The 16792-nt window shown below is 68.8% G+C and carries 18 protein-coding genes; 6 read left to right on the forward strand and 12 right to left on the reverse strand.

Features of this window, described 5'->3' with window-relative positions; genetic code table 11:
- Positions 1 to 272: 272 nt before the first annotated feature.
- The gene (locus tag Q8K49_RS12455; RefSeq protein ID WP_305306396.1) at positions 273 to 635 is read right to left on the reverse strand and encodes a DUF6481 family protein; all 363 of its coding nucleotides are present in this window, start codon (positions 633 to 635) and stop codon (positions 273 to 275) included.
- A 160-nt stretch (positions 636 to 795) separates the two neighbouring features.
- Positions 796 to 984, reverse strand: coding sequence for a hypothetical protein (locus Q8K49_RS12460; protein ID WP_305306397.1), 189 nt, complete (start codon positions 982 to 984; stop codon positions 796 to 798).
- A 488-nt stretch (positions 985 to 1472) separates the two neighbouring features.
- Here Q8K49_RS12460 and Q8K49_RS12465 point away from each other — a divergent pair, with 488 nt between their 5' ends.
- Positions 1473 to 2537, forward strand: coding sequence for a cell wall hydrolase (locus tag Q8K49_RS12465; RefSeq protein WP_305306398.1), 1065 nt, complete (start codon positions 1473 to 1475; stop codon positions 2535 to 2537).
- Positions 2538 to 2567: 30 nt separating this feature from the next.
- Here Q8K49_RS12465 and Q8K49_RS12470 read toward each other — a convergent pair whose 3' ends face one another.
- The 10 genes from Q8K49_RS12470 to Q8K49_RS12515 all read right to left on the reverse strand — a co-directional run bounded on the left by Q8K49_RS12470 (position 2568) and on the right by Q8K49_RS12515 (position 11196).
- The gene (locus Q8K49_RS12470) at positions 2568 to 2783 is read right to left on the reverse strand and encodes a hypothetical protein (RefSeq protein WP_305306399.1); all 216 of its coding nucleotides are present in this window, start codon (positions 2781 to 2783) and stop codon (positions 2568 to 2570) included.
- A 68-nt stretch (positions 2784 to 2851) separates the two neighbouring features.
- On the reverse strand, positions 2852 to 3694 hold the full coding sequence (gene nadC, locus Q8K49_RS12475) for a carboxylating nicotinate-nucleotide diphosphorylase (RefSeq protein WP_305306400.1): 843 nt from the start codon (positions 3692 to 3694) through the stop codon (positions 2852 to 2854).
- A gap of 5 nt (positions 3695 to 3699) precedes the next feature.
- On the reverse strand, positions 3700 to 4287 hold the full coding sequence (locus Q8K49_RS12480; RefSeq protein WP_305306401.1) for a Uma2 family endonuclease: 588 nt from the start codon (positions 4285 to 4287) through the stop codon (positions 3700 to 3702).
- Positions 4288 to 4306: 19 nt separating this feature from the next.
- On the reverse strand, positions 4307 to 5848 hold the full coding sequence (locus Q8K49_RS12485) for an L-aspartate oxidase (protein WP_305306402.1): 1542 nt from the start codon (positions 5846 to 5848) through the stop codon (positions 4307 to 4309).
- The gene (locus Q8K49_RS12490; RefSeq protein WP_305306403.1) at positions 5845 to 6702 is read right to left on the reverse strand and encodes a metalloprotease; all 858 of its coding nucleotides are present in this window, start codon (positions 6700 to 6702) and stop codon (positions 5845 to 5847) included. Before Q8K49_RS12490 ends, Q8K49_RS12485 begins: the two co-directional genes overlap by 4 nt.
- A 109-nt stretch (positions 6703 to 6811) precedes the next feature.
- Positions 6812 to 7891 carry a quinolinate synthase NadA gene (gene nadA / locus Q8K49_RS12495; RefSeq protein WP_305306404.1) on the reverse strand — a complete coding sequence of 360 codons (1080 nt, stop codon included), beginning with the start codon at positions 7889 to 7891 and terminating at the stop codon, positions 6812 to 6814.
- Between the two features lie 137 nt (positions 7892 to 8028).
- A complete protein-coding gene (locus Q8K49_RS12500; protein ID WP_305306405.1) occupies positions 8029 to 8553 on the reverse strand; it encodes a methylated-DNA--[protein]-cysteine S-methyltransferase in 525 nt (174 codons plus the stop codon).
- Positions 8534 to 9658: a bifunctional transcriptional activator/DNA repair enzyme AdaA gene (locus Q8K49_RS12505; protein ID WP_305306406.1), complete on the reverse strand. Its 1125-nt coding sequence runs from the start codon at positions 9656 to 9658 to the stop codon at positions 8534 to 8536. The genes Q8K49_RS12500 and Q8K49_RS12505 overlap by 20 nt, the downstream gene beginning before the upstream one ends.
- Positions 9659 to 9747: 89 nt before the next feature.
- The gene (locus Q8K49_RS12510; protein ID WP_305306407.1) at positions 9748 to 10842 is read right to left on the reverse strand and encodes a hypothetical protein; all 1095 of its coding nucleotides are present in this window, start codon (positions 10840 to 10842) and stop codon (positions 9748 to 9750) included.
- Positions 10843 to 10866: 24 nt separating this feature from the next.
- Positions 10867 to 11196, reverse strand: coding sequence for a PadR family transcriptional regulator (locus tag Q8K49_RS12515; protein WP_305306408.1), 330 nt, complete (start codon positions 11194 to 11196; stop codon positions 10867 to 10869).
- 369 nt (positions 11197 to 11565) lie between these two features.
- On the opposite strand from Q8K49_RS12515, the gene Q8K49_RS12520 reads away from it, so the two are divergent.
- From Q8K49_RS12520 to Q8K49_RS12540, 5 genes are all read left to right on the forward strand, one after another.
- Complete coding sequence (locus Q8K49_RS12520; protein WP_305306409.1) at positions 11566 to 12819, forward strand: GTP cyclohydrolase II; 1254 nt, start codon at positions 11566 to 11568, stop codon at positions 12817 to 12819.
- On the forward strand, positions 12806 to 14062 hold the full coding sequence (locus tag Q8K49_RS12525) for a URC4/urg3 family protein (protein ID WP_305306410.1): 1257 nt from the start codon (positions 12806 to 12808) through the stop codon (positions 14060 to 14062). Before Q8K49_RS12520 ends, Q8K49_RS12525 begins: the two co-directional genes overlap by 14 nt.
- A gap of 23 nt (positions 14063 to 14085) precedes the next feature.
- On the forward strand, positions 14086 to 14715 hold the full coding sequence (gene upp, locus Q8K49_RS12530) for a uracil phosphoribosyltransferase (protein ID WP_305306453.1): 630 nt from the start codon (positions 14086 to 14088) through the stop codon (positions 14713 to 14715).
- A gap of 111 nt (positions 14716 to 14826) precedes the next feature.
- Positions 14827 to 15744: a RimK family alpha-L-glutamate ligase gene (locus Q8K49_RS12535; RefSeq protein ID WP_305306411.1), complete on the forward strand. Its 918-nt coding sequence runs from the start codon at positions 14827 to 14829 to the stop codon at positions 15742 to 15744.
- The gene (locus tag Q8K49_RS12540; RefSeq protein ID WP_305306412.1) at positions 15741 to 16784 is read left to right on the forward strand and encodes an LLM class flavin-dependent oxidoreductase; all 1044 of its coding nucleotides are present in this window, start codon (positions 15741 to 15743) and stop codon (positions 16782 to 16784) included. Before Q8K49_RS12535 ends, Q8K49_RS12540 begins: the two co-directional genes overlap by 4 nt.
- Positions 16785 to 16792 lie beyond the last annotated feature (8 nt).

Here is a 16792-nt window from a genome sequence, read left to right on the forward strand (position 1 = left end):
GTCACAAAGGACACGACGGGTTCTGAGAGGATGACAGAGCCGCGCCAAAGCCTTGATCAATGAATGCGGCGAACGCCGCGATCAGATGACATGCGGAGGAACGCACGGGCCAGGACGCATCCCCGGTCCCGTCGTGTCCTTTGTGACCCCGTTGTGCCCTTTGTGATGAACCATCCGGCCGCCGACATCGCCCGGAGCGGCACCCCGCCAGCCTGGATCGTCTCAGCGGCCGAATAGTCCAGGGCCGGCGATCCGGCCGCTGTCTGGGGGAATCAGCGTGTGCGCGCCTTGCGGGCGGCGTAACGGGCGTCGCGCGCCACCTTCTGCTCGGCCTTGGTCAGGGCCTTGCGTTCCTTGCGGGCCCCGCGGCGTTCGGCTTCCGACTCTTCCTCGGCCACCCGGGCGGCTTCGGCGCGGATAGCCTCCTGGTCCGCTTTCTGACGGCGCAGCTCGGCCTTGGCCAGTTCGTGCTGCTGGCGCAGCGCCTCCTTCTCGGCGGCGCGCTTGGCGGCCAGCTTGTCGAATTCGGGGTCGGGGGCGGCGGCCTTGGGCTTGAACCGGGCGAGCAGGGCCTTCTTGGCTTCCTGCTGGGTGGAAATGCGGTCCGAGAAGCCGGTCTGTTTCAGATCTCTCATGCGGAGGGCGTCGATGTCCTTGATCGTTTATGGATGCGCTGGAACGCGGCGGGCGCTTTCGCAGCGCAGCCCGGCGCGTCGCTAACCCGATATGGGCGCGAAAATCAAGATCGCGAGGCGGCTTCGAGCGCCGCCCCGCACCCATGATGCGAAAAAAGCCTCAGTCAGGCTCGTTATTGGCCTTGCCGACCACGGCGCCCGCGGCTCCGCCCACCGCCGCGCCGACCGGGCCGGCCACGACGGCGCCGGCGATGGCGCCGGTCGCCGCCCTCTGTTGGACGGTCTGGCCGCAGGCCGCGGCGGTGAGCGCCGACAAGGCGACTGCGAGGGTGATGGCGGTGCGGTTCATGGTGGTGATCCTTCAAATGGCGGAGCTTCAACGCTGGCCGCTTCCGCCGGTTCCGGCTCGCCGTGGCAAGTCAATGGCCATTTAAGGGCCGTATGGAAGACAATAGTGCAGTCCTCCTTCAATCCGCCAGATGGATTGTGACACTCGGTCCGTGTTGTCCCTGTGGTGCGAAATACAGTAACAACGCCATTCACTCGGCATGACTATACGATTGGTCGGACCTGTTAACTTCACGATGCCTGTGGCGATGCCCGCGATGTTGCGCCGCACAGCAATCTTGCGAATCAACCACATTGGCGCCACAAACGGCTGGCTTAAGGCGCGTCCTCGATAGCTGGCCCATTCGCTGACCATCGATCTACCGCAAGCGGATCGCGACGCCGATCTCCAGGGATTGGAGAGGGTCGCCCGGTTGCGAGACTACCCGGGGGCGGCATTGCGCCCTGCCGTACAGGACTGAGCCCTTGCTGAAAGCCCCGCAAACGCGTGTGAACGCTCCTGTTGATCGTGCGGCCCGGATTCGGCCCGGATCGGCGGCGGCGGCGTTCGGCGCATTGGTGGGTCTGGCGGTCGGCTGCGCCTGGCTGGGCGGTACGGCGGCCAGGGCTACGACCGTGCGGGCCCAGGCTGAACGCATTGAAGGCGCGACCGCGGCGGGTTTCACCGAGGAAGCGCTTGCGGCGGCCGCCGGCGGTCTGGACGAAAGCGCCCTGACCATCGCCCGTCGGCATGATCCCTATACCGTGGCCGGCGGCGCCCAGCGCGACCGTCAGGCCGAGCTCCTGACCGCCCGTCTGGAACAGCTGCGCGGCCAACCCGCGGACGCCAACCTGCGCCGTGTCAATCTGACCGGCCCGGTTGCGGCCCTGCCCTTCCGGCTCGGCAGCGCGCTTGACGCCTCACGCGATCTCGATTGCCTGACCCAGGCCGCCTATTACGAAGCCCGCGGCGAGGGCCGCGACGGCATGCGCGCCGTGACGCAGGTGGTGCTGAACCGCGTGCGCCATCCGGCCTTCCCCAAGAGTGTCTGCGGCGTGGTCTTCCAGGGCGCGGGGCGCCGCACCGGCTGCCAGTTCAGCTTCACCTGCGACGGTTCGATGCGCGGCCGGGTCAACCGCGCCGCCTGGGACCGGGCCCGCGAGGTCGCCTCCAGCGCCCTGTCCGGCGCCGTCTACGGCGCGGTGGGCAACGCCACCCATTTCCACACCACCGGCGTCTCGCCCGGCTGGCGCAACTCGCTCGTGCGCGTCGGCCAGGTCGGCGACCACCTGTTCTATCGCTTCGGCGGCCGGTCCGGCTCGCGCGGGGCCTTCTCCTACGCCGCCCGTCCGTCGGGCGAGATGGACAGCCCGCGACTGATTCAGGCCAGCCTGGACCCGACGGGTCCGATGCTCGAAGCGGGCGCGGTCGCCTATAATATGCTGGTCCCCCAGGAAGCTGACACTGACGCCGGCGCGCCTGCCCCGGCGATCGCGGCGCCGGCTCCCGCCGCCGTGACGACCACGCCGGTCTCCACGGCCGACGCGCCGGTCCAGACCGCTCCGATCGCCTGATTCAGTCCGACGGCGCGGCCGCGTGCCGGATCAGCGGTCCTGAACCTTCCACTGGTTCGTGAGATTCTGCTTCAGATTGCCGAACCGGCCCTGGGTGTCGAGGTTGACGTCCGAGTCGCCCGGCTGCCCGGTCTGAATTTCGGTCTCGAGATCACGCCGGTCGCTGTCGGCGGCGTCCTCGACCGCCTGCCCGCCCTTGTCGGCGTAGCTGCGTTGCTCCTTGGGAATCCGGGGGGCGCGGGTCATCGAAGTCTCCTTCCGTGACTCCCTGAACCCGCCGCATCGCCGTCCTGTTCCGAAACGGCGTTCGCTGGTCAGCCAGGCGTGGCGTCCAGTCCCACGTCCAGCGCCGGCGCCGAATGGGTCAGGGCGCCGACCGAGATCACGTCTACGCCCGTCTCCGCTATGCCGCGCACCGTCTCCAGATTGACCCCGCCCGAGGCCTCCAGCGTGATCCGCCCGGCCGTGCGGGCCACGGCCTCGCGCAGCATCGGCAGGGTGAAATTGTCCAGCATGATCACGTCCGGCGCGGCGGCCAGCGCCTCGTCCAGCTGATCCAGCCCGTCGACTTCGACCTCGACCTTCATCAGGTGGCCGACGGCTGCACGCGCCCGTCGGACGGCCTCGCCCACGCCGCCGCAGACGGCGACATGGTTGTCCTTGATCAGGATGGCGTCATCCAGTCCGAAGCGGTGATTGACCCCGCCGCCGCACAGCACCGCATGCTTCTCCAGCGCGCGCAGGCCGGGGGTGGTCTTGCGCGTGTCGGCGATCCGCGCCTTCGTGCCGGCGACCGCCTCGACATAGGCCCGCGTCAGGGTAGCGATCCCGCACAGCCGCCCCAGCAGGTTCAGCGCCGTCCGCTCGGCCGCAAGGAAGGCGCGGGCGTCCGCTTCGACCTCGGCCAGAACCGCTCCCGCCGCGAAGGCGTCGCCGTCGCGCAGCTTCAGATCGATCGACGCCTTCGGGTCCATCGCCAGCACGGCCAGCCGCACGCAGTCGATGCCCGCCAGCACCCCCGCCTTGCGCGCCGCGAACACCGCCCGCATCCGCGCGCCTTCGGGGATGCAGGCCCGGCTGGTGACGTCGCCCGCCCGGCCCAGATCCTCGGCCAGCGCCGCGCGCACCACGGGTTCAATCAGAATGTCAGGGAGCATGGGAGTCAGAACAGTTCCGCCAGATCGACGCGCACCTGATCCGAGAACAGGGGGGAGACGGCGCCTTCGCTCACGACCCTTGTATCCCCCCAGCTGCCGTCCGGACGTGGATCGCGGAAGACCCGGATCATATGGGCCTCGGGTTCGACGATCCAGAACTCGGGGATGCCGGCGCGGGCGTAGAGCGGAGACTTGATCCGCAGGTCCTTCGCCCGCGTCGAGATCGAGACCTCGACGACCAGCACGGCGTCCGACGCTTGGGCGTATTTGCGGCCGGAAAAGTTGCGAACCACGAAAACGTCCGGCTCCGGCGCGTTGTAGTCGCCGATGCGCAGCGTACCGTCGGTCCGGACACCGAACTCAGCTGTGAGTCCAGCCTCGATCAGCCTCATCCCGAGCCTGATGACCAAGTCGGCATTCGTCTTGCTGTGATCGTCGGACCCTGGAGCCATCTCGACGATCCTTCCGTCCAGCAGTTCGAGACGCGGGCCTAGCTGATTGAGTATTCCTTGTTCGAACATCTGTTCGAACCGGTCGAAATCGAACCGGAAGGCGGCCGGGCCTTCCTCCATGCCGGGCGGGGTCGAGGTCATCGCGTTGCTCCGACCGTCACTATGCCGCCCTTTCCGCTTCTGCGAAAGACTTTGCATCTTGAGATTGCATCTGTAGCCTTGTATGCCTCGCCACGGAGGCCGCGTCAGGGTAGTCGCTACGGAAGTGGCCGCCCCGGCTCTCGCGCCGCGCCAGCGCCGCCTCGGCGATCAACCGCGCCGCGACCAGCGGCAGGGCGCCCGGCGTCCCGGCCTCCAGCCGCGCGATGACGGTCAGCGCCTGGGTCAGGGCCGCCGCATCGCGCACCACGCCCGCGCCCTCGCTCATGGCCTCGCGCAGAGTCTGCAGCGCGTCCGGAGACAGGTCCGGGGCGACAGGCGACAGCAGGGTTGCGCCCTCGCCCGGGGTTTCAAGCGCAGCCGCCCGCCCCGTACGCCGTCCGAAGGCCGCGGCCTCGAGCAGGGAGTTGGACGCCAGACGGTTGGCGCCGTGCACCCCGGTGGCGGCGCATTCGCCGACCGCGAACAGGCCCGGCAAACTCGTGCGGCCGTCCGGTCCGGCGGCGATCCCGCCCATGTGATAGTGGGCCGCCGCGGCCACCGGGATCGGTGTCTCGCGCGGGTCCAACCCGGCCCGCATGCAGGCGGCGAACACCGCCGGGAATTCCTCGGCGAAGGCCGCGCCGATCGCGCCGCGACAATCCAGAAACGCGCCGCGTCCCTCAGCCCGCGCCGCATGCACCGCCCGCGCCACCACATCGCGGGGCTGCAGGTCGGCGTTCTCCGCCTCGCCCAGCAGGAACCGCCCGTCGCGGTCGATCAGCCTCGCGCCCTCGCCCCGCAAGGCCTCGGTCGCCAGCGGCATGGGGTCCAGGCCGACGTCGATGGCTGTCGGGTGGAATTGCACGAATTCGGGGTCGAGAATCTCCGCCCCGGCGCGGTAGGCCAGCGCCATGCCCTCGCCCAGCAGGGCGGCGGGGGTGGTGGTCCAGGCGAACAGGCCGCCGGCGCCGCCTGTGGCCAGCACCACGGCGGGGGCCAGCACCTCGACCATCCGCCGCGAACCGGGGGCCCCGCGCTCGATCAGGGCGCCGCGCACACGACCGCTCGCATCATGGATCAGGCCGCGCAGCCGCCCGTCTTCCCAGGCCTCGATATGCGGGGCGGCGCGAACTGCCGCGATCAGGGCCGACAGGATCGCCCGCCCGGCTCCGTCGCCGCCGACCCGGGCCACCCGGGCGTGGGAATGGGCGGCTTCCAGACTGACGGCGAAACCGCCCGCGGCGTCGCGGTCAAACGGGGCGCCCAGCGAGGCCAGCCATTCGACGGTCGCGCGGCCGTCTCCGGTCAGAATCTCCGTCGCCGCGGCCTCGACCAGACCGGCCCCGGCCGCCGCCGTATCAGCCGCATGCAGGGCCGGCGCATCGTCCGCAGACAGGGCCGCGGCGACGCCGCCCTGGGCCCAGGCCGAGGAACAGGCCTCCAGCAGTGGCGCGGGCGTCACCACCAGCACCTTGCGCGGCCCGGCCTCAAGCGCGGCCGACAGACCGGCCAGACCCCCGCCGATGATCAACGGTCCATCATGATGGACGATGCGGCTCAACGCCCGAACTCGAGATAGCGGCCAGCGATGGCCAGGGCGTTCTCCAGCGTGCCGGTCAGGGGCAGCAGGGCCGCCAGCGCGACGCCGCCGCACAGCACCAGGGTCACCAGAAACAGACCGACGCTGTAGCCCGACTCACGCGCCGTCAGAGGGCGACCGTCCGGCCGCCAGTCGCCGCGCTTCAGATGGGCGTACAGGGACAACGCCAGGAAGCCGGCGAAGAACCAGCTGCCGTTGCTGATGCCCCAGAGCACCACGACCGCGCCAATGAGGAAGATCACCACCCGCTCCAGCATCGGGTGAACGCGCGCCAGCACCGGCCCCAAGGCCTTGGACCCGTCCAGAGGCGGCGCGGGCGCCAGATTGACCAGGTTAAGGGTGGCGATGGCCAGGACGCCGACCAGCCATTCGGCCTGTCCCGTGACGATATACAGGCCGAGGAAGGGGATGGCCGCCAGCATGCCGAATGCGGGCCCCGCCAGCGACACCAGCACCCCGTCCCACTCGCTGTTCGGCAGTCTCTGGCTCTTCGCCACCCCGCCGAGGAAGGGGATGATGTAGATGCGGGCCGGGCCCATGCCGAGCCGGTTCATCGCCAGCACATGACCATACTCATGCACCAGCAGGCCGAACAGGACGGCCACGACCATGATCCAGCTCTGGCTCCACCACCAGATCAGCCCGCCCAGCAGCAGGGTCGAAACCACCGCCCAGACCGGGTGCTGACCCTTGTCCAGCGGGGGCTCGGCAGCGCGAGGCGGACCCCGATCGGCCCCAGCCGCGTCCCGCGCGGGGGCGGCCGGTTGGGGTTTGGCGTCCCAGGGACCGGGACGAGGCGTGTTGCTGTCTGTCATCCCGACGAGGTGGCCTTTTCCCACCGCAGCCACAAGGCCAGCAGGGCGAGAAGCCGCAGGCTGCGCTTGTCGATCGTCGCCACGGCGCGAACGGGCGGGACGTAGTGCATCAGATCAGCTCCACCGCCACATGATGCCGCGCCTTGACCATGTCGTAGCGCGCCGGGACCGCCGGCGGGGGCAGGTCCACCATCCGCTGCACGGCCAGCCGCGCCCGTTCGGCGATGTCCTCGGGCACGGTCACCTCGAACCGCATGTGAAGCAGACAGTCGCGGATGTTCTCCAGCGTGATCCGTTGCATATACGGGCACAGGTTGCACGGCCCGATGAACTGGACCCCGGGCAGGTCCCCGGCCACGTTCGAGGCCATCGAACATTCGGTGATCATCACCACCTGCTTCGGCTTGCGGGCGGTCACATGATCGATCATCGCGGCGGTCGAGCCGGCGAAGTCCGAGGCGGCCAGCACATCCTCGGGGCACTCCGGATGGGCGAGGATTTCCGCCCCCGGATAGGCCAGCCGCATCTCGGCGATGTCGGCGGCCGTGAACCGCTCATGCACCTCGCAACGGCCCTTCCAGGCGATGATGCCGACGCTGGTCTGGGCTGCGACGTTGCGGGCCAGGAATTCGTCGGGGATCAGGATGACGCGGTCGACCCCCCATTCCTTCGCCGCCCATTCCACCACCTGCACGGCGTTCGCGGATGTGCAGCAGATGTCGGTCTCGGCCTTCACATCAGCGGTGGTGTTTACATAGGTCACCACCGGCAGACCCGGATAGCGCTGCTTGATCAGCCGCACATCCGCGCCCGTGATCGAGGCCGCCAGCGAGCATCCTGCGCGCAGGTCGGGGATCAACACCGTCTTGTCAGGGCTCAGGATCTTCGAGGTCTCCGCCATGAAATGCACGCCGGCCTGGACGATCACCTTCGCCTTCGACCGCGCGGCCTCTTTCGCCAGGCCCAGGCTGTCGCCGACATAGTCGCCGACCCCGTGGAATATCTCGGGCGTCATATAGTTGTGGGCCAGGATGACCGCGTCGCGCGTCTTCTTCAGCGCATTGATTTCGCTGATCAGCGCGGCCTGCGCCGGCCATTCCATCGGGGTGACATGGTCCTTGACCTTGGCCCACACCGGGGCGGTTTCCCGCGCCAGTGCCTTTGACATTCCGAACGCGCCGTCAGCCATTTGGCATCCCTTTTGCTCTACTTGAGCAATTCCTGGACCCGAAGAACGGCGACCGATCCATCTGACCGTCGCCGACTTATGCTCACTTTCAGCATATGTGGGAACAATCTAGGCGGATGGGCGGAAGAATCAAGGGGTCAGAAGAGGGAAACACCCTCGTGCCGCAACAGCCACCGTTTGCGCTCCAGCCCGCCCGCATAGCCGGTCAGCGTCCCGTTCGCCCCAATCACGCGATGGCACGGCACGATGACCGCGACGGGATTCTGACCGTTGGCCAGAGCGGCGGCCCGCACCGCCCGGGGCGAGCCGATCGCCGCCGCCAGCTGGCCGTAGCTACGGGTTTCGCCCGCCGGAATGGCCCGCAGCGCCGCCCAGACCGTGCGCTGGAAGGCCGTGCCGCCGGTCTTGACCGTCAATCCGTCCAGCGCGGTCAGGTCGCCGCCGAACCAGGCCTCGACCGCGCGCCGCACCGCCTCTGGCGCCCGGCCTTCGACGACCACCGCGCCCGGGGCATGACGGGCCAGCAGCCGCGTCATCCGGGGCTCATAGTCGGCGAAGTCCAGCGCCCGCACGGCGCCCTGGCCATCGGTGACCAGCAGCACCTCGCCCACCGGCGTGGCGACCCGGTCGAGGGTCAGGGTCTCAGGCTGCGCGCTTCGCATCGTCGCTCTCCCTCTGCTTCAGGTCCGCGCCGCTGATCCCCGCCAATGCGAGATGCAGCGCCCCATAGGCCCGCCACGGACGCCAGGCTTCGGCGCGGACGGCGAGCGTTTCATCGTTCAACCGGTCGTTCGGCGCGTCCCGGACTTGATCCGGGACCCCGTCGTCGATCCAGTTTCCCGGCAGCCGCAGCCCCGGCCGCGCCGCCACCAGCGGCTTCAGCGCCCGATCGGCCGACAGGTCGCGCCCGATAGCTTCCGGGTCGGCCGACAGGTCAAACACCCGCCGCACCCGCGCCAGAACGCCCGGAAGGGCCTTGAGGTCATCGGCCTCGACACAGACCGAGACCCGCCCGACCTGCGCGGGTTCGACGGTGACCGAGCCCTCGGCGCCGTCTACGTCCCGGGTCAGACCCCGCGACCAGCGCCGCCCCTCGACCGCATCGCCACGCGCCGTCAAGGCCGCGAACATGGCGTCCCAGTCATAGGGCGTGCGGTAGGACAGGCTCAAGCGAACCCCGCCCTCATGCACCCGCTCGCCGCGCCGTCGCAGCGCCGAGGGCGGCCGGCCGTACAGGGCCTGAAAGGTCTCGTTGAAGCGCCGCACACTGCCAAAGCCGGAGGCCAGCGACACCTGGGCCATGGACAGGTCGGTCTGGTGGATCAGGGCCTTGGCCAGCAGCACCCTTCGTGTCTGCGCCACGCTCACCGGAGCCGCGCCCAGATGCTGGCGGAACAGCCGGCGCAGATGCCGCTCGCCGACGCCCAGACGCCCTGCCAATGCGTCGACGTCCCCTTCATCGAGCGCGCCCGCCTCGATCAGGGCCAGAGCCCGGCTGACCGTATTGGAAGTGCCGCGCCAGGCGCCCATGTCGGGCGCGGTCTCGGGCCGGCAGCGCAGGCAGGCCCGGAAGCCCCCCTCCTCCGCCGCCGCGGCCGAGACCACGAAGACCATATTCTCCCGCTTCGGCGTCCGCGCCGGACAGACCGGACGGCAGTAGATGCCCGTGGTTTTCACACAGCCGAAGAACCGCCCGTCAAAGCGCGCATCGCGCGTCAGCACGGCGCGATAGCAGGCCTCCTGATCGAGTTCACCGGGATTTTCCATGACCGCAGAATGATCGCTGCGGCCATGGAAGTCTCGCGGTTTTCGGACATGGGAGTTCCTCCCCCGGACGCTTCGCTGGGGGAGGAATGCTACGCCCGCGCCAGCCGCCCGAGGTTGGCGATGATCTTGAACGCCAGGCTGAGCGCCGAGACAGCCAGCATCCAGACCAGCATCACTGACAGGGTGCTTGCGATCCCGACCAGATCGCGCGCGCCGTCGCCGAGGTTCCGGAGTGTGTCAAAGTCCAGCATCATCCAGTCGCCGGCGATCGGCGCCGTCTCCTCGCCGCGCGTCAGGGTGAACCAGTGCCCGGCCTCGAAGATCGCCCAGGTCAGCCACAGGCCGGCGCCGGCGACGACGATCTGGGCCGCGGCGCGGGCCCGGACCGCATAGGGGCGGACCAGGCTGGCCAGGTCGATAGCCATCTGGGCGAAAGCGTACAGCAGGATGGGCCCGAACAGGATCGACCAGACCGGCGCCCCGCTGACCACCGCATCCTCACCCCGCAGTTCGATCGACATCAGGCCGGGGAAGTGCAGCACCCCGATCCACCACAGCACGAACATGCCGACCGCGAGGAAGGAGAACAGATACTCGCCCCCCGGCCAGGGTTTGACGCGGGGAGTCCAGACGGCCTTCGCCGGCTCCATGCCCGTCATCGAGGCCTTCCAGGCCGCCGGATCGGCCATGCCGAAGGCGCCGAGATCCTTCACCCGCCATTGGGTCATCCACGACGGCCGAATGCCCTGATGTTCGAAGATGGCCGCCGCCAGGGTCGCTGCGCCGATCAACACCAGCCCCGCGCCGAAGAAGCCGTGGAATGCCTGGGCGATGGCCTGCCCCGCATCGTCCGCGCCGCCGATCAGCCGGATGAACAGGGTGAGGGCATAGACCACCCCCAGCACCATCAGCCCGGCCTTCACCCCGAACAGCCAATAGGGAAACAGCTCCGGCCCGACCAGCGAGTCCGGCCCCTTGCGATAGCGGGCGGCGACGACCAGCGGATGGCCGATCTCGCGCAGTATGGTTTCCTGCTCGTCCTCGGTCAGGGCGCGGCCCAGTTCCTCTTCCTTGGCCTCGAACCGGCTCAGGATCAGGTCGCGCAGTTCGGCGATGATGTCGGCCCGTTCGTCCTGCGGCAGCTGCGCGGCGACGGCGTTCAGATAGCGATCAATCAGGTCCATGGCTTTTCCCCTTCAGCCCAGATTTCAGAGAATCTTGTCGAGCGAGGCGTTGATGCCCCGCCATTCGCCGGTCAGGGCGGCCAGCATCGACACGCCCCCGGGCGACAGGACGTAGAAGCGCTTCTTTCGCTTCTCCTCCTCGCGCCATTCGCTGTTCAGAAGCCCCTGGCTCTCCAGCCGGCGCAGCAGCGGATAGAGGGTCGATTCCTCCATCTCGAGCCCGTCGGCGGCCAGGGCCTGACGCAGGGTGTAGCCATACCGCTCGGTCCTGAGACAGGCGAGAACCGCCAGCACCAGCGACCCACGCCGCAGCTCCAGCCGCATGCTTTCAAAAAGGTCCGGATCGAGGCTCATGCCGCTTCCCTGCATCTCACATAGTGTGTGACGCACAGTGTATGCGACATACTGTGTGAGGGAGTCAAGCGACTCTTTGTCCCCTCTGCTATCGTCATTCCGGGCGGCGCCGCGACGGCGGCGAAACACCGGCAGTCGCGACGGGCCGCTACTCCCACATATCGCGCTCCCCACAGCTTCGCGCTCTCGCGCGCCGCTGGGTTCCGGGTCTCCGCTGCGCTCCGCCCGGAATGACGATGGCGGGAGGGGGTCACGCTTTAAGCCGCGATGACACACGCAGGTGCGACAGGGCTGGACAGCGAGTCACAACAGGTGTGTCCTGATGAGTCCGGCGCAAGAAAAACAACAAGCCGGTTCGAGTGAGGATCCATGACCAACCGACCGAGCCACATCCGGCTCAACTCCCACCCCGGCGCCGGGACCGTCAGCCGTTTCCCCATCGAATGGGGCGCGGCGACCGCGAAGGCACGCGGACCCGTCATCGGCACGGTCAACTCCGGCGGCGACCGCAACGCCATCGGCGCCCACGGCGGGGCCTATTCGGTCTATCGCGCCCTGGCCGTGTCCTCGGGCGCCATGGCCGCCAACAACCGGCCCGACCTGACTAACACTTCGCCGACCACGCCCATGGGCCCGTTCCCGCAGTGGACAGACGCCTCGAAGATCGTCTCGCTCGACCCTTGGGGCGCCCGTGTCGCGGAAGACTTCGCCAACGAGCTTGGCGACGGCGTCGACATCCGCCCCACCATCGCGGTCACCCGCGCCCGCCTTCAACTCGGCGAGATCGGCGAGGCCATCGCCGCGGGCCGGCTGAAGGCCGACGGCCAGATCGTCCATGAAAGCGGCGACGTCGCCGTGACCAAGGCCGCCATCGATCCGGTCTGGTACCTGCCCGGGATCGCCGAACGCTTCGGCGTCACTGAGACCGCCCTGCGCCGGACCCTGTTCGAACAGACCGGCGGCATGTACGCCGACCTCGTCACCCGGCCCGACATCAAGGTCTTCCTGCCGCCGATCGGGGGCATCACCCTCTACATCTTCGGCGACCCGGCCGCGATCGCCGACCCGAACCGCCGCCTGACCTGCCGCGTCCATGACGAGTGCAACGGCTCGGACGTGTTCGGATCCGACATCTGCACTTGCCGCCCCTATCTGACCCACGGCATCGAGGAGTGCATCCGCGAGGCCCAGGACGGCGGCGCCGGCCTGATCGCCTATAACCGCAAGGAAGGCCGGGCCCTCGGCGAGGTCACAAAATTCCTCGTCTACAACGCCCGCAAGCGCCAGCCCGGCGGAGACCAGGCGGCCACCTATTTCGAGCGCACCGAATGCGTCGCCGGGGTCCAGGACGCCCGCTTCCAGCAGCTGATGCCCGACATCCTGCACTGGCTCGGTATCACGAAGATCGACCGCTTCGTTTCGATGTCCAACATGAAGCATGACGCCCTGACCGAATCCGGCATCGAGATCGGCGAGCGCGTGCCGATCCCCGACTACCTCGTCCCGCCCGATGCCTCGGTGGAGATGGAGGCCAAGAAGGCGGCCGGCTATTTCACCCCCGACGCCCCGCCCTCGGCCGAGGACCTGACCCGCGTGGTGGGCCGCGACCTTGAGCAGTTCTGAAACGGCGCAGGCCCAGAGCCTGCTATCCGCCGCCGCCGTCCGCGAGCGGGCCCATGAGATGTTGGCGATCGGCGTCGCCGGAGGCCTCGACCATTGGACGGTCGATCTCGACCGGCTGCCGGAAACGGCCCGCTACGTCGCCGCCGTGATCCGCGACCAGTATCCGACCCTGGCGGTGCCCTTCCACGCCCGCTGGCGGCATTTCGCCGTCGACGGCGTCGATCTGTGGGGGCCGGTCGCGGAGGCCCGCGACTGGCTCGACCCCGCCTCGCGCGCCCGCACCGAGTTCGATCTCGCCATCGTCTCCGTCCTGCTCGACGCCGGCGCGGGACCTGACTGGTCCTATCAGGACGCCCGCACCGGCCGCACCCTGACCCGCTCGGAAGGGCTGGCCATCGCCTCGCTGAGGATGTTCGAGGCCGGGGCCTTCTCCATCACCGAGGACGATCCGTGGCGCGTCGACGCCGTGGCCCTGACCTTCCTGACCGCCGCCGATCTGGCCGGCGGCTTCCAAGTCACGCCGAAGAACCCGCTGGTCGGGCTCGAGGGCCGCGCCGCCCTGCTGCGCCGTCTGGGACAGGCCTGCCTCGCCGAGCCCGACCTGTTCGCGCTCGAGGACGAGCCCCGTCCCGGCGGCCTGTTCGACGCCATGGTCGATCGTGCCGACGAGCATGACCGCCTGCCCGCCCCGGTCATCCTTGAGGTGCTGCTCGAAGCCCTCGGCCCGGTCTGGCGCGACCGGCTGACGCTGGGCGGCGTCGACCTCGGCGACTGCTGGAGGCATCCCGCGATCAAGCGCGGCGACGCCACCGACGGCCTGATGCCGATCCACAAACTGTCGCAGTGGCTCAGCTATTCGCTGGTCGAGCCGCTGCAGACAGCGGGCGTCGAGGTGACCGATCTGGACGGCCTGACCGGCCTGGCCGAATACCGCAACGGCGGCCTGTTCATGGATCTGGGCGTGCTGACGTTGAAGGACCCGGCGGACCTCGCCAAGCCTTGGCCGGTGTCCGATCCGCTCGTCGTCGGCTGGCGCGCCATGACCGTGGCCCTGCTCGACCAGATCGCCCCGCTGGTCCGGGCCGAACTCGGTGTCACCGCCGAGGCCATGCCCCTCGCCAGCGTGCTGGAGGGCGGCACCTGGGCCGCCGGCCGCCGCGCCGCCGCCGAGCGCCGACCTGATACTGGTAAGGGCGGCGGCGGACCGCCCCTGACCATCCTCTCCGACGGGACCGTTTTCTGATGCCAACCAAGACTGCCTTCTCGATGGACGGCGTCACCGTCGTCGCCCACCCGCTGGTCCGCCACAAGCTGTCGATCATGCGGGCGAAGGACACCTCGACCGCCCGTTTCCGCCAGCTGCTGCGCGAGATTTCGACCCTGCTCTGCTACGAGGTCACCCGCGATCTGCCGCTGGAGGACTATCCGGTGGAGACCCCCGTCGGCCCCACGACCGGCCAGCGCATCGCCGGCAAGAAGCTGGTCTTCGTCCCCATTCTCCGCGCGGGCCTCGGTCTTGTGGACGGGATGCTGGAACTGGTCCCCTCGGCCCGCGTCGGCCACATCGGCCTGTATCGCGAGCCCGTGACGCACGACGCCGTCGAATACTATTTCCGTGCGCCCGACGACGTCGCCGAGCGGCTGTGCGTGGTCATCGACCCCATGCTGGCCACCGGCAACACCGCCGTCGCCGCCATCGAACGGCTGAAGGAGCGCGGCGTCACCAATATCCGCTTCGTCTGCCTCGTCGCCTCGCCCGAGGGTCTGGAGCGGCTGCGCGGCTGGCACCCCGACGTGCCCCTCTGGGTCGCGGCGGTGGACGACGGCCTCAACGACCACGGCTACATCGTGCCGGGGCTGGGAGATGCCGGGGACCGGCTGTTCGGGACGCGGTGAAGTCCGGGCCGCCCGCGCCCGCGGCCTTGACGGACCGCTGCGGCGACACCAGATCGAACCGACGTCGAGATCGCCCTCTGGAGCCTCGATCACAAAGGTGAAGGCGCGCGTATGACGGACCTGGCGATCTTCTATGAGCACCCCGCCTGGTTCGAGCCGCTGTTCGCCGCGCTCGACCGCCGCGGTCTTGACTGGACCCGAATCCACGCCGGCGACCACGTCTTCGACGCCGGACCCGGCACCCCACCGGCGCCGCTGATCTTCAACCGCATCGGCATGTCCGCCTTCCTGCGCGAGACCGAGCACCCGATCTTCTACGCCCGCACCCTGTTCGACCACTGGGAAGGCCAGGGCGCCCGGGTCGTCAACGGCGCCGCGCTGGAGGTCGACACCTCAAAGGGTCGGCAGATTTCCCTGATCCGCCGCCTCGGCTACGGCGCGCCCGAAACACGGATGGTGCATCGTGCGGCTGACCTGCCCAAGGCCGCGCAGGGCCTGCGCTTTCCCGTTCTCGTCAAGCCGGACATCGGCGGTTCCGGCGCCGGCATCCAGCGCTTCGACACGGCGGAGGAACTGGCCGACGCCGTCGCCGCCGGTTCGGTGTCGATGGGGATCAACAGCTGCGCCCTCGTGCAGGAGCACGCTCCGCCGCGCGACGGCCGGATCGTCCGGGTCGAGACGCTGAACGGTCGCTTCCTCTACGCCTGCAGCGTCGAGACCGGCGGCTTCGACCTCTGCCTCGCCGATGTCTGCATGATCGCGCCCGGCAAGGCCTCGATCCAGATCGAGGCGATCACCCCGCCGGCTGAAGTCATCGCCGCTGCCGAACAAATCGCCCAGGCGTCGCAGATCGACGTGGGCGGCGTTGAGTATCTGATCGACGACCGCGACGGTTCGGTGAAATTCTACGACATCAACGCTCTGTCGAACTTTGTCGCCGATCCGGTGACAGTGATCGGCTTTGACCCCCACGAAAACCTGATCGACTATCTGGTCGGGCAGTTCGCTCCCGCAAAGGCCGCCGCATGAGATATGGATACTGGGCGCCGGTCTTTGGCGGCTGGCTGCGAAACCTGCCCGAAGAAGACGGCGCGGCTGGCTGGGAATCGATGTCGCGGCTTGTCCGACGCTCGGAAGAGATCGGCTACGACCTAACCCTCATCGCTGAATTGAATCTGAACGACATCAAGGGCGTGCAGGCCCCGGCGCTGGACGCCTGGTCGACCGCGGCGGCGCTGGCGGCGGTGACCCGTTCGATCGAACTCATGGTGGCGGTGCGCCCGAACTTCCATCAGCCGGCCCTGTTCGCCAAGGCCGCCGCCAACATCGACAACATCGCTGGCGGACGGCTGGCGTTGAACGTGGTGTCCTCGTGGTGGGCGAAGGAGGCGACCAGCTACGGCCTTCAGTTTGACGAGCACGACGACCGCTACGCCCGCACCTCGGAGTGGCTTCAGGTCGTGGACGGCCTGTGGCGCGAGCCGCAGTTCAGCTTCTCGGGGCGCTACTACACCCTCGACGAGGCTATCGTGGAGCCCAAGCCGATCAAACGGCCCCGACCGGTGATCTACGCCGGTGGAGAGAGCGACGCTGCCAAGACCATGATCGCGCGCCAGTGCGACGCCTATGTCATGCACGGCGACACGCCCGAACACATCAAGCTCAAGATCGCCGACATGCGCGAGCGGCGCGGACGCGAGGGGCTGCCGCCGATGCAGTACGGCATGGCCGCCTATTCGATCGTCCGCGACAGCGAGGCCGAGGCTCTGGCCGAACAGGCCCGGATCACCACCATCCCAGGCCTCGAGGCCGGCGCTCCGCCGCCCGGCTTTGCCAATTTTGACCAATGGCTTTCCGGCACCCAGCTGGAGCGGGAATTGAAGATCCAGGAATACTCCGTCTCCAATCGCGGTCTGCGACCGCAACTGGTCGGCACCCCCGAACGGATCGCCGACCGGGTTGAGGCCTATGAGGACGCCGGGCTCGACCTTCTCCTGCTGCAGATGAGCCCGCAGTTCGAAGAGATGGAGCGTTTCTCGGCCCAGGTCATCCGGCCCAGGCCGAACTGACCGCCCTC

Origin of the sequence: Brevundimonas sp. (assembly GCF_030682035.1) — a bacterium.
Lineage (GTDB): Bacteria > Pseudomonadota > Alphaproteobacteria > Caulobacterales > Caulobacteraceae > Brevundimonas.

Coding starts and splice junctions, on each gene's coding strand:
- nadC (WP_305306400.1), bottom strand. CDS start 3,694: ATGCTCCCTGACATTCTGATTGAACCCGTGGTGCGCGCGGCGCTGGCC.
- Q8K49_RS12515 (WP_305306408.1), bottom strand. CDS start 11,196: ATGAGCCTCGATCCGGACCTTTTTGAAAGCATGCGGCTGGAGCTGCGG.
- upp (WP_305306453.1), top strand. CDS start 14,086: ATGGACGGCGTCACCGTCGTCGCCCACCCGCTGGTCCGCCACAAGCTG.
- Q8K49_RS12480 (WP_305306401.1), bottom strand. CDS start 4,287: ATGACCTCGACCCCGCCCGGCATGGAGGAAGGCCCGGCCGCCTTCCGG.
- Q8K49_RS12535 (WP_305306411.1), top strand. CDS start 14,827: ATGACGGACCTGGCGATCTTCTATGAGCACCCCGCCTGGTTCGAGCCG.
- Q8K49_RS12505 (WP_305306406.1), bottom strand. CDS start 9,658: ATGGAAAATCCCGGTGAACTCGATCAGGAGGCCTGCTATCGCGCCGTG.
- Q8K49_RS12520 (WP_305306409.1), top strand. CDS start 11,566: ATGACCAACCGACCGAGCCACATCCGGCTCAACTCCCACCCCGGCGCC.
- Q8K49_RS12510 (WP_305306407.1), bottom strand. CDS start 10,842: ATGGACCTGATTGATCGCTATCTGAACGCCGTCGCCGCGCAGCTGCCG.
- nadA (WP_305306404.1), bottom strand. CDS start 7,891: ATGGCTGACGGCGCGTTCGGAATGTCAAAGGCACTGGCGCGGGAAACC.
- Q8K49_RS12460 (WP_305306397.1), bottom strand. CDS start 984: ATGAACCGCACCGCCATCACCCTCGCAGTCGCCTTGTCGGCGCTCACC.
- Q8K49_RS12500 (WP_305306405.1), bottom strand. CDS start 8,553: ATGCGAAGCGCGCAGCCTGAGACCCTGACCCTCGACCGGGTCGCCACG.
- Q8K49_RS12455 (WP_305306396.1), bottom strand. CDS start 635: ATGAGAGATCTGAAACAGACCGGCTTCTCGGACCGCATTTCCACCCAG.
- Q8K49_RS12490 (WP_305306403.1), bottom strand. CDS start 6,702: ATGACAGACAGCAACACGCCTCGTCCCGGTCCCTGGGACGCCAAACCC.
- Q8K49_RS12470 (WP_305306399.1), bottom strand. CDS start 2,783: ATGACCCGCGCCCCCCGGATTCCCAAGGAGCAACGCAGCTACGCCGAC.
- Q8K49_RS12540 (WP_305306412.1), top strand. CDS start 15,741: ATGAGATATGGATACTGGGCGCCGGTCTTTGGCGGCTGGCTGCGAAAC.